Raw genomic sequence first — 11,630 nt, 5'->3', positions numbered from 1 at the left:
TCTCCAATGAGCTCGCCATTTCGGGTGAGCTGGGTGCTGCCATCGATCAAGTAAACGCCCTGCGTCGACGAGGACAGGGTCGCTGAACCGGTATTCTCGACGGCCGTGATCGTGTGCCCGATCGTGCCGTCATTGTTGAAGTCGACGCCATAGAACGACTCGACATCAACAACATTGTCAACCAGCGCACCGTCCTGCCAGGCGCCCTGATCATTAATGTCCCATTCCAGATACCGGCCGTCGCTATGCTGCCACAGCAGACGGTAACCGCTGCTGTCAGCCTCGGCATGAAGGGCAGTCCAACCGTTCAGGGAGTCTGGACCAACGAGATCACCATTTCGGGTGAGCTGGGTGCTGCCATCGATCAGGTAAACGCCCTGCGTCGAGGAGGACAGGGTCGTCGAACCGGCGTTCTCGACGGCCGTGATTGTGTGCCCGATCGTGCCGTCATTGTTGAAGTCGACACCATAGAACACCTCGACATCAACAACATTGTCAACCAGCGCACCGCTCTGCCAAGCGCCCTGATCATTGATGTCCCATTCCAGATACCGACCGTCATTATGCTGCCACAACAAACGATAACCGCTGCTGTCGGCCTCGGTATGAATGGCGGTCCAGCCGTTCAGGGAATCCTCTCCAATGATAATGCCGTTACGTGTCAGGGCTATTTTGGCCGTGCTGCCTCCCAGCACATAGACACCATGATCCGCATGTTGCAGAACTGTGCCCGTCGTCTCGATGTTTCTGATCTGGGTCGCAGACGTCAAGTTGGACGAATTGAAGCTTTGTGACCCATTCGCGAACTGGAACACTTCGACATCGTTGGCGACCGTAAACGTATCGCGTGTGATGACGTTGAAGAACTCATAGTTACTTCCATTGGTCTCAACCAGATAGTTTTTCAGGCCTTTAACAAAGACCACTGTGTCCGTACCAACGCCACCGGCAAAGGAACCGGTATTGTTCGTCACAATCGCCCGGTCATTTCCTTCATTGCCGTTGACCGTATCCGCCCCGCTTCCATTGGCCAGGTAAATCGTATCGTTTCCGCTGCCGCCGTTGATCGTGTTGTCATTGGAGCCATCGGAACGGGAACGGATCACGTCGTTCCCGCCGCGACCGTTCAGGACGTTTTCCGCCGTATTGCCAATCAGCGTGTCATTTCCGGACCCGCCCGTGGCGTTTTCGATCACAACCCCATTCGCGATGGTAAAGCCGCCTTCAACCCCGTTCACATACGAGACATACCCCCCACCGCCGTTGCTATATGTCAGGGTGGCCTCGCGCAGGTCGATGATCGTACTGCTGCTGCTGTCGCTTTGGATCGTGTCGATCCCGCCTGTATCCCAGATCGACTCGTACCCGGTGCCGGCGGTATTGGACGATGGCAGGAAGTATGTATTACCGGCCGAGTTCGTTGTGGTGTTGGCCCCATACAAAGCCTGCAATGCAGCGATGTCCAATGCACCCAGACCGGTTGATCCGCCATAGGTCGAACTGACCGGCAGAATCCCGTTCTGAGATGTCCAGCCGTCATTGTAGGACATCACCGTGAAGACGCCCTGATTCAGTCCTGCATTTCCAAATGAATCAAACTCGCTGGTGACACCCTGCAATACTGTGGTGCCAAGGCCATCATCATGCGGGTGCCCCAGGCCAAGCGCGTGGCCAAGCTCGTGCAGGATCGTTGTAAAGAAGTACCCTCCGGGCGCACCATTCACACCTTCGATCCAATAGTCCGTATTGTAGGCACCAAATGACGTGCTGTTGGACGGCGTGTAATGAAATCCGAGCGTGTTGGGGGATGAAAACCACGAACTTGGGGCCAAAACCTCCACGAGGTCTGGGTTAGACGCAAGGCTGACTTCGACAAAGTCTATGTTCGCCACGGATTCGATAACAGCAAGTGCAGCACGAAATTCTTCCCTATACCCGGTGGTCCAGGCCTGGGTGTCGGCATATTGTGCGAGGCTATAAGTGATGACTGTTGTCGTCGCATCGTTGCCATCACCATAGGCAATATCACCTTGGATTGCACTGAGGGGTGAGGATGATGGGGGCGTGGGGACAAAGGTAATCATAATCGGGCCTTAATCGAATTTTTACGTTTCGTTCAGCAACTCGCAGGAGAAATTGTCTTTTTAATGACATACCGCGATTAGAGCAGCCGGATTCTCACGAAATGTGTCTTCTCCGGCTATCAATGCTGCGTTGGGTCAATATCATCTCACTGCAACTTAAGGTAATGTGATATGGCGCAAAGTTTGCGGCGGCAAGGATCGGAGGAAACGCGCATAAGCAGTGGTTTACAAATGCAACACTTTTCGGCGCGTGTTGATGGGGTCAAGCTGCCGCCAAAAAGGCAGCAGGACTCAATGATGCAAAATCTGGCTGAGGAACTTCTTCGTCCGTTCGCTTTTAGGATGGGTAAAGAAGGCTTCCGGCTCAGCCGTTTCGACGATTTCACCCTGATCCATGAAGATCACCCGATCCGCGACGGAACGGGCAAAGCCCATCTCGTGGGTGACGCAGATCATCGTCATCCCCTCTTTCGCCAGATCGACCATCACGTCGAGCACCTCGTTGATCATTTCGGGATCAAGGGCCGAGGTTGGCTCATCAAACAGCATGATCTCGGGGCGCATGCACAGGGCGCGGGCGATGGCGACGCGCTGTTGTTGGCCGCCGGACAGCTGGATCGGGTATTTATGCGCCTGATCGGGGATGCGCACCCGCTCCAGATATTGCATCGCGGTTTTTTCAGCTTCGGCTTTTGACGTCTTGCGCACCTTGCGCTGTGCCAGCGTCAGATTTTGCAGGATCGTCATGTGCGGAAACAGGTTGAAGCTTTGGAACACCATGCCCACCTCGCGCCGCACCGCGTCGATATCCTTGACGTTTTCGGTCAGCTCATGCCCGTCGATGATGATCTGCCCGGCCGAGTGTTCCTCAAGCCGGTTTATGCAGCGGATCATCGTGGATTTACCCGATCCAGACGGGCCGCAAACGACAATCCGTTCGCCCTTGTAAACGGTCAGGTTGATGTTGCTGAGCGCCTTGAAATCCCCGAAATACTTGTCGACATTGCGCAGTTCGATCAGCGGGGTACGGTCCTGAGTCATGGATTACTTCCGTGTGTACCGGCCAAGTCGGTATTCGATCTGGCCCATGGTTTTCTGCAACACGAGGGTCAGCAGCATGTAGACAATCGCCAGCGAGATAAAGACCTCATACGGGGCGAAGGTTTCGGCCATGACGGTGCGGGCGATGCCGGTCATGTCCAGAATGGTGATGGTCGAGGCCAGCGCGGTCGCTTTCAGCAGGCTGATCAGCTCATTCCCATAAGCAGGCAGGGCCAGCCGGATGGCGATGGGGGCGGTGATGTAGATGAACCGCTGCCGGACCGACAGACCCAGCGCTGCGCCCGCCTCGGTCAAGCCGCGGTCCACGCCCAGAACCGCACCGCGCAGGATTTCCGAGACATAGGCCCCCGAATTCAGCGACAGCGCCAAAATGGCACAGCCGAACGGGTCACGCAGGATCGGCCAGAGGATGCTCTGACGGATAACCCCGAATTGCGGCAGCCCGTAGTAGATGATGAAAATCTGCACCAGGATCGGCGTGCCACGAAAGACATAGACATAGATTTGCGCGGGCCAGGACAGGAACCATTTGCCACTGATCCGCATCAGCAACAGCCCCACGGCCAGCAACAACCCGATTGCGGCCGAGATCAGCAGCAGCGAAAACGTAACCCCAATCCCGCCCAGCATACGGGGGACGGCCTCGGCGATGACAGAGAGATCAAACATCAGCGCCCCACCTCCAGATGACGGTTGGCGTATTTCTCAAGCGCCATGAAACCCAATGTGATGATCGTCGAGAAAAACAGATAGATCGCACCGACGAAGATATACATGGTGAAGGGTTTTCCGGTGGTACTGATGGCCTGTTTGGCAACAAACAGCGTCTCGTTCAGGCCGATGATCGAGATCAGCGCGGTATCCTTGATCAGTGACAGCGCGTGATTGCCAAGGGGCGGCAGCGCCAGACGCCACATCTCGGGGATGCGGACATACAGGAAGGTCTGCAGGTTGCTCAACCCCAGTGCGCGGGCGGCTTCGATACTGCCGGGTTGAACGCCCAGAAAGGCGCCCCGGAAGGTTTCGGTCGCATAAGACCCCACCACCAGCGAAATGGCGATGGTTCCGGCCCAGAAGGGCGGGATATCGACGAACCGGATATCGGGATTGAACCATTGCGCAATCGCGGTCAGCGTGATGGCCGAGCCGAAATACAGCAACAGGATCACCAGGATTTCCGGTGTGCCGCGAAAGACCACCGTATAAGCCCCGGCCAGTTTCTGCGCGATGCGATTGCTTGACAGTTTCGCCGCTGCCCCGATCAGGCCGAACAGGATCATCAGCGCGAATGAACACAGGAAGACCCTGACGACGACCATCGCGCCCCAGAAATAGTCATCCCACCAACCGTTGAGTGCCTCCACTTGGGCATCCTTGCATTACTTTGGTTGCATGGCGGAGGGCGGCGGGAACATCCCGCCGCCGAACAGGTTCAGTGGATCACTGACCCCATTTTTCGTTGTGGATCGGGAAGGGGAAGATTTTCAGCGCGTATTCTTCCAGGCTGCCGTCATTGACCAGTTGCTTGACCGCATCGTCCAGCTTGGCCTTCAGCTCGGGCTGGTCCTGACGCAGGCCGATGCCAACGCCGATGCCGAAATATTCCTCTTCGTCGATGGCCGGGCTGACGAATTCGAACCCGCCGCCGTCATCCTTGCTGAGGAATTTCAGATAGGCTTTCATCGGGTTGGTCATGATCATGTCGACCCGACCGTTCTGCAGGTCAAGATACAGCGGCTCGGCCCCGTCATAATACACCACATCGGCGCCGGGCAGCTTGGCCTCGAACCAGCTGGCATAGGTCGAGGCGCGCTCCAGCCCGACACGTTTGCCATCAAACGCTTCGGGGATCGGATTGCCGTCCGCGTCGAACAATTCCCAACCGGAATCGGCGGGCCCGATCAGGCGGCCGATGGACACGCGATAGGGGGCCGAGAAATCCATCTGTTTCTTGCGCTTTTCGGTGATCGACATCGAGGCGACGATCAGGTCGAACTTGTTGGCCAGCAGCGCCGGGATCATGCCGTCCCATTCCTGACAGACGAATTCCAGGTCAAAGCCGACGATCTCGGCCACGCCTTTGGCCACATCCACGTCATAGCCCACCAGATCCCCATCGGCATTGCGATAGTTGAACGGCGCATAGGTGCATTCCATGCCAACGCGCATGGTTTCGGCTGCGGCGGGTGCGGCCTGAAACGCAGTCAGCGCCAGCGCCCCCAGGGTCAGGAAAAGTTTCTTTGGCAACATGATTGATCCTCCGTATTGGATGGTTCGGGTTCTGCGGCTGGTGCCTATGCCCGGTTGATGACAGTACGATGACAGGGCATCATCTGGCTTCACATCCTACCAGAGTATGACTTTGAGACATATCCGTTCCGGATCGGGGATCGAATTTCTTGACCGGTTCCCCGCCATCGGGCAAGACAAACCCATGGCACTGAACGGAGAACCAGAGTGACCCTACCAAGGTCGCAAGACCACGCCGCCCCGGTTTCGATGATTTCGCTAGAGACCTTGCATCGCTGGAACGTGGTCATGTCGGACGCCATAACGGATATCGGGCGGGACCGCTTTCCACGCAAACTGATGGACGCGCTTGGCACCATATTGCCCTTCAAATACGCTTTTTTGTTCGTCTATCGCCCGAAACAGCGGCCCAAGCATGTCTATTCGACGGTGCGCAGCCAACGCGCCCAGCAAGGCGTTCAACGTTTTATCGAGGCGACCTATATCCTGAATCCGGTCTACAACGCCTATCTCGCAGGGGTGGAAACCGGTGTTCAGCGCATCACCGATCTGGCGCCGGATGCGTATTTTTCATCGGAGATCTACAAAAACCTGAACGCTTTCGAGCTTGAGAACGAAGAACTGGGTTATCGCACGCCCGGCTGGCCCGAGGGCCAGATGGAGCTGGTCTTCACCATCCGCCTGCCCCACGGTGAAATGGTCGAACTCAGCCTGACGCGATCGCGTGAAGAGGGGTTTTCAGACGATTGCCTGCGCATGGGCGCGGCCCTGCTGCCGATGCTTGACAAGCTGATCGCCTGGCATTGGAGCAAGGTCCGCGTCGCCGCCGGAACCATCGAACGGGTGCCGGTGCTGGACCAGTTGATCCAGGATTTCGGGCGCGGCACCCTGACCGAGAGGGAACGTCAGGTGGCGCAATTGGTACTCAAGGGCCATTCCGGCGAAGCGATTGCGCTGTTGCTGGGAGTGTCGCTGGCGACGGTGAAATCCCACCGCCAGAACCTGTATTCCAAACTGAACATCTCGACCCAGCAAGAGCTGTTCAACCTGTTCCTGATGTCTATTCCGCAGTTTCAGCAATAGCGGTCCGCGCCGCCACCGCCGGGTCCCGCAACGCCGCCGAAATGCCCGCCAGACCCTTGCGCAGCGCATCCTGCGTGGGCCAGGTATAGCCGATACGGAACTGCATATCCGACTGCTCAAACCAGTGCCCGGGTCCGACATAGGTGCCATAACTTTCGAACAGAACCTCGTAGAAGGCCTCGGGGTCGATCCCGGCATCCGCGCTGATCCGCGGAAAACAGATGCAACTGCCTGCCGGTTCAACCCAGTCGATCAGCGGCTCGGTTTCGATCCACTCTTTGACGATGGCAAAACCCGCGTTGATGCGCGCCTGATTTTCCACCCTCCAGGTCTCGCGCTGCCGCAGGGCCGCCACAGCGATTTTTTCATCCACAACGCTGCCCGCAATCCCGATCTGTTCTTTCGCGGCCAGAAAAAGCTCCATCAACACAGGGTTTTGCGTGATCAGCCAGCCGGTGCGAATACCCGGAATGCCATAGGTTTTCGACAGCGAGGACACGCTGATCACATGATCACCATGTGACGCGGCCACCTGGGGAATGTCGCCAAAACGCATCTCGCGATAGGTCTCATCCACCAACAGCAGAACTCCGTGTTTCTGCGTCAATGCCACCAGCGCCTGCATCTGATCGTCCGGGATGACAACCCCGGTCGGATTATGTGGCGAAGTGACCGAGACATAGCGGGTATTGGGCCGGATCGCCGCCTCGACCTGCGCCAGATCCAGCGCGTATCCCCGGTCGAATTCCAGATCGACATAAGAAATCCCGCAGCCAATGGCACGGGGCGTTTCGATATTGGTGGCGTAGTTGGGCCGCACCACCACCAGATGATCATCCTTGCTCAGCAGGCTGGTCGCAATGATGAACAAAGCCCCTGCCGCACCGGTGGTTGCCAGCACATGGTCTGCTGTCAGCCCCGGAGTGTCACCGGCAATCAGGTTGCGCAGCTCGGGGTCGCCCAGATGGTCGCCATAGCACAGCAGCGTGTCGTCCAGTTGAATGTCGAAATCCGACAAAGGCCGATCCGCGACCGAGCTTTCGGACAGGTTGTAGCGGATCAGATCATACCCCATCTGCTCGGGCGACTCGATCTCGATGGGCATGCGGGCGTATCTCATTGTCGTCTCCGGTTTGTTTGCGGCAGGATAGGTGTCGGCAGGGCCCCGAACCATCCGCCCAAAACCCGAAAGCCTCATACTCTGGTATGATATGGCCAACGCGCGTGGCCTGATTAGGTGTTCCTCAGTCCCAAGAATTTTTTCTGCACAGAAAGAAATCCCGATGACGTTCCCGGTTGATCATGTCCGTTCCCTATTCCCGGCTCTGAATCATCCTGACCGCATTTATGCCGACAACCCGGCCGGAACGCAGGTGCCTGCCACCGTGGCGCAGGCGGTCGCCGACCGGATGCTGGGCGACTACGCCAATCTGGGCGGTCATTTCACCACCAGTCAGTCCTGCGATACGCTCTATACGCAAGCCCACACGCGTGCTGCGACGTTTCTGGGGGCCGCTTCGGGGCGCGAGGTGATCATCGGGCCAAGCATGACCGCGCTGACCTTTCACATGTCGCGCAGTATCTGCCGTGATTTCCAACCCGGCGATGAGATCGTCATCACCCGGATGGAACATGAAGGCAATGTCGGCCCCTGGCTGCAGATCGCCCATGACATGGGGTTGGTGATCCGCTGGGTTGCTTTTGATCCTGACAGTTGGCGGGTCGAACCCGAAGCGTTGGCAAAACAGCTGACCACCCGCACCCGGCTGGTCTGTCTGAACCATGCCAGCAACATGACCGGATCGATCAACGATATCGCAGCGCTGTCGGCGGTGGCGAAAGATGCAGGCGCGCTGGTCTTTGTCGATTCCGTCCAATACGCCCCACATCTGTTGCCTGACGTTCAGGCGCTGGGGTGCGATTTTCTGGTCTGCTCAGCCTACAAGTTCTTTGGCCCGCATCTGGGCCTGCTCTGGGGTCGCGAAGACCTGATGCAAAGCCTGCACCCCTATAAAGGGCGCTGCGTGTCCGATGATTTGCCCGACCGCTTCGAAAGCGGCACGCCGCAGTTGGAATTGCTGGCCGGGCTTTGCGCCACTTTTGACTATTTCGAAAACCTGGGCACCCATTTGGACCACACGGGCTCTGCCCGCGATCTGATGCAGGCAACCTACGCGGCATCATTGGAATACGAGCATGGCCTGACCCGCGACCTGATCCGCGGACTGACAGGCATCGATGGGTTGACCATCTATGGCATCACCAACCCCAACCGTACCCATGACCGCGTACCCACCGTATCGCTGCGCGTCGAAGGCCATACCCCCAGCGCCATTGCCGCCACATTGGCACAGCAAGGGATTTATGTCTGGCACGGTCACAACTACGCCTATGAACCCACCCGCCAGTTAGGTCTGCCCGAGGCCGAAGGCGTCGTCCGCATCGGCCTGTCGCACTACAACACGCAGGACGAAGTAGCCCGCATTGTGACTTCGGTGGCAGAGGCCGTGGGCGCTTAACCGTTCAGCAACGCCAGCACCTGCTGGTGCAACTCGGGCGAGGCGCTGGCCACGATCTCTCCTTTCGAGGAGAAATCCAGTGGCTTGCCCTGCCAGTCGGTGATGACCCCACCCGCGCCTTCGACCACCGGAACCAGCGCCAGAATATCGAAATTGTCCAGATTGGGTCCGCAAACGCTGACGCCAATCTTGCCCGCCGCCAGCGCGCCGAAGCCCAGGCATCCGCCATCGAACACGTTCCACAATGATGCAGCGCGCAGCCTTTCCATACCGGGGCGGGTTCTGTCATCGAATGCATCCGGGTCCGAGATACATTGGATCGACTCCTTCAACGTCGTGGCTCCGGACACCTGTACAGGCGCGCCGTTCAGCCAAGCCCCCTGCCCCGTCACGCCCAGATAGATGTCCCCGATATCCGGCTGGCAGATCAACCCGATCACCGGTCTGCCCCGGTCACACAGGGCAATCAGAATGCCGTAATTCGGCAAACCGGCCGCAAATTGCCTTGTACCGTCAATGGGGTCGATCACCCAGGTCAGATCGGCTCCGGGATTTCTCTCTCCGAACTCCTCGCCCAGAATGCCGTGATCGGGATACGTATCCTCGATCCGTTGCCGCACAGCACGTTCGACGGCCTTGTCCACGGTGGTCACCGGGCTGCCATCCTGCTTGATCTCGATCTCGACGTCTGCCTTGGCACCCTTGGCGCTTTCGACCGCGATTGATGCCAATTCCTGCGCAAAGGCCCGCAGATCGGTTAATACATCCATGGTTTTCATCTTTCTTCAGATGGCAGAGCGGCCCTGAACAACCGCATGGATTCTGTCCGTGCCGTGCGGGATGGAAATCCCCGGCAATCGCAGAGCATTGGATTTCCAAAGAATATTCAAGTGAAATCGACTTCACCGCACCCGCAAACCGAATTGCCAGAGCCAATATCGGTTTCTGAACAGGACGGATGCCGGATTTTAACCGACATCCTCCAATTGCTGCGCCTTCTCAGCGGCCTTGTAAACAGGCTTGCCGTAACGGATCGTTTCCTCGACTTGTGTATCCGTCAGGCGCGCGGAGTCGTCCAGAGGATTGCGGGACAGGATGGCGAAATCGGCGATCTTGCCGGGTTCGATCGAGCCGCGTGTATCCTCTTTGAACACCTGCCAGGCGGCGTCAATGGTCTGGGCGCGCAGGGCAGACAGAACGCTGATCCGTTGCGCCTCACCCAGCAGCCGACCCGAGGCTGTAAACCGGTTCACCGCGCAATGGGCCAGATGGATGGGCCGCGTCGGGGTGACCGAAGCGTCATTGTGGATGGTATAACGCACGCCAAACCGTTCGGCCGATGCGGCGGGCGAGATCCGCTCGGCCCGTTCGGGGCCCAGAAACGTGTCATAGTGACGGTCGCCCCAGAAATGCACATGGGCCGAGAAGAAGCTGACCGTGATCCCCAGACGCGCCATGCGCTGCAACTGATCGTCGCGCAGGGTCTGGCCGTGGATGATGGTGTGCCGGTGGTCGGTGCGCGGCACCTGATCCAGCGCCTTGTCCACCGCGTCAATGAACATCTCGGCCCCGGCGTCGCCGTTGCAATGGCAGTGGATCTGGAACCCCATAGCGTGCAGTTTGCTGACCTGTGTGTCCAGCTCGGCCTGGGTCGTATAGGACATGCCGCAGGGGTAATCCGGGTCCAGCGGTTTGTGATAAGGCGCGCTGAGGAATGCGGTTTGCATCGGGAACGCACCATCGGTGAACAGCTTGCGCGGGCCAAGGGTGAAATGCGGATTTTCCGGCCAGTCCAGCGGGTCCGGGCCTTGGCTGAGTTCCGGCTCCAACTCGCCGATGGGCAGCAGTTCCAGATCAATGCCCGGGTCCTGATCCGCCCCGAATAAGGCGAAACACCCCAGAATCTCACGCGTGGCCCAGGCGTTCTGGGCATAGGTCACGCCGTGTTCCAGATACTCATCCCGGCAGGCGGCAAAGCCCTGTTGAAACCGGTCCTGATCGATCAGAAAGTTGGTATCCCCCAACTCTCCCATCGCCGACAGCCCTTCGACCACGCCGTTTAAGGCTCCGGTTTCGGGATCGCGGCCAAACCGCCCGCCCAAGGGGTCGGGCGTGTCCCGGTTGACCCCGCGCCGCTGCAAGGCCATCGAGTTTGCCGATCCGTTATGCCCCGAAGCGTGAAGGACCCAGATCGGGTGACCCGTGCTGACACTGTCCAGCTCGGCCCGGGTGGGCATGCGGCCTTCGGCTATGGCGGTGTTGTCAAACAGCACCCCCATGACCCATTCGCCCGCAGGTGTTTTCGCTGCCTTGGCGCGCAGGCGCTCCAGCGCCGTGGCCATATCGGGACAATCCCCGCGCGGCGGTGCCGCTAAATCGACGCGAAACAACCGGATGAAACCGGGATCGGGGAAATGGCCGTGCGGGTCGATGAAGGCGGGGATCAGTGTCCGGCCTTTCAGGTCCACCATTTCCGTCCCCGCGGGCATCTGACGGCGCAGGTCGGCCTCCGCCCCCACGGCGCGGATCAGATGGCCTTCGGTCAGCACCGCCTCGGGGGTGGAGTTCTGTGCGTCCATCGTCAGGATGGTGCCGTTGAAATAGAGTTTGCTTTGCATTTTTCGTTCAGTCG

The 11,630-nt window shown here is 58.5% G+C and carries 10 protein-coding genes; 2 read left to right on the top strand and 8 right to left on the bottom strand.

Features of this window, described 5'->3' with window-relative positions:
• The 5 genes from MPJ51_RS12360 to MPJ51_RS12340 all read right to left on the bottom strand — a co-directional run.
• Positions 1–2,084: M10 family metallopeptidase C-terminal domain-containing protein (locus MPJ51_RS12360; RefSeq protein WP_298386921.1), on the bottom strand; the 2,084-nt coding region annotated here is incomplete at its 3' end.
• A 291-nt stretch (positions 2,085–2,375) separates the two neighbouring features.
• On the bottom strand, positions 2,376–3,125 hold the full coding sequence (locus MPJ51_RS12355; protein ID WP_298386918.1) for an amino acid ABC transporter ATP-binding protein: 750 nt from the start codon (positions 3,123–3,125) through the stop codon (positions 2,376–2,378).
• 3 nt (positions 3,126–3,128) lie between these two features.
• Entirely contained in the window at positions 3,129–3,815 is a 687-nt protein-coding gene (locus tag MPJ51_RS12350) for an ABC transporter permease (RefSeq protein WP_298386915.1), read from the bottom strand.
• Positions 3,815–4,510 (bottom strand): ABC transporter permease, encoded by a 696-nt coding sequence (locus tag MPJ51_RS12345; RefSeq protein WP_298386913.1) that lies wholly within the window; start codon positions 4,508–4,510, stop codon positions 3,815–3,817. Before MPJ51_RS12345 ends, MPJ51_RS12350 begins: the two co-directional genes overlap by 1 nt.
• A gap of 76 nt (positions 4,511–4,586) precedes the next feature.
• On the bottom strand, positions 4,587–5,393 hold the full coding sequence (locus MPJ51_RS12340) for a transporter substrate-binding domain-containing protein (protein ID WP_298386911.1): 807 nt from the start codon (positions 5,391–5,393) through the stop codon (positions 4,587–4,589).
• 210 nt (positions 5,394–5,603) lie between these two features.
• On the opposite strand from MPJ51_RS12340, the gene MPJ51_RS12335 reads away from it, so the two are divergent.
• Entirely contained in the window at positions 5,604–6,479 is an 876-nt protein-coding gene (locus MPJ51_RS12335; protein WP_298386908.1) for a LuxR C-terminal-related transcriptional regulator, read from the top strand.
• On the opposite strand, the gene MPJ51_RS12330 is transcribed toward MPJ51_RS12335, so the two are convergent.
• The gene (locus tag MPJ51_RS12330) at positions 6,457–7,599 is read right to left on the bottom strand and encodes an aminotransferase class I/II-fold pyridoxal phosphate-dependent enzyme (RefSeq protein WP_298386904.1); all 1,143 of its coding nucleotides are present in this window, start codon (positions 7,597–7,599) and stop codon (positions 6,457–6,459) included. The genes MPJ51_RS12335 and MPJ51_RS12330 overlap by 23 nt on opposite strands.
• 163 nt (positions 7,600–7,762) lie before the next feature.
• On the opposite strand from MPJ51_RS12330, the gene MPJ51_RS12325 reads away from it, so the two are divergent.
• Positions 7,763–8,998, top strand: a complete 1,236-nt coding sequence (locus tag MPJ51_RS12325) for a cysteine desulfurase-like protein (RefSeq protein ID WP_298386901.1) — start codon at positions 7,763–7,765, stop codon at positions 8,996–8,998.
• On the opposite strand, the gene MPJ51_RS12320 is transcribed toward MPJ51_RS12325, so the two are convergent.
• Positions 8,995–9,768: an inositol monophosphatase family protein gene (locus MPJ51_RS12320; RefSeq protein ID WP_298386898.1), complete on the bottom strand. Its 774-nt coding sequence runs from the start codon at positions 9,766–9,768 to the stop codon at positions 8,995–8,997. The two genes, MPJ51_RS12325 and MPJ51_RS12320, sit on opposite strands and share 4 nt — an antisense overlap.
• Positions 9,769–9,966: 198 nt before the next feature.
• The gene (locus MPJ51_RS12315; protein ID WP_298386895.1) at positions 9,967–11,616 is read right to left on the bottom strand and encodes an amidohydrolase; all 1,650 of its coding nucleotides are present in this window, start codon (positions 11,614–11,616) and stop codon (positions 9,967–9,969) included.
• Positions 11,617–11,630: the final 14 nt, after the last annotated feature.

It is taken from the genome of Ruegeria sp. (genome assembly GCF_028066395.1).
In the GTDB taxonomy this organism is placed as follows: Bacteria; Pseudomonadota; Alphaproteobacteria; order Rhodobacterales; family Rhodobacteraceae; genus Ruegeria.
The sequence above is the reverse complement of the archived record's forward strand: the minus strand, read 5'-3'. Positions and strand labels throughout refer to the sequence as shown.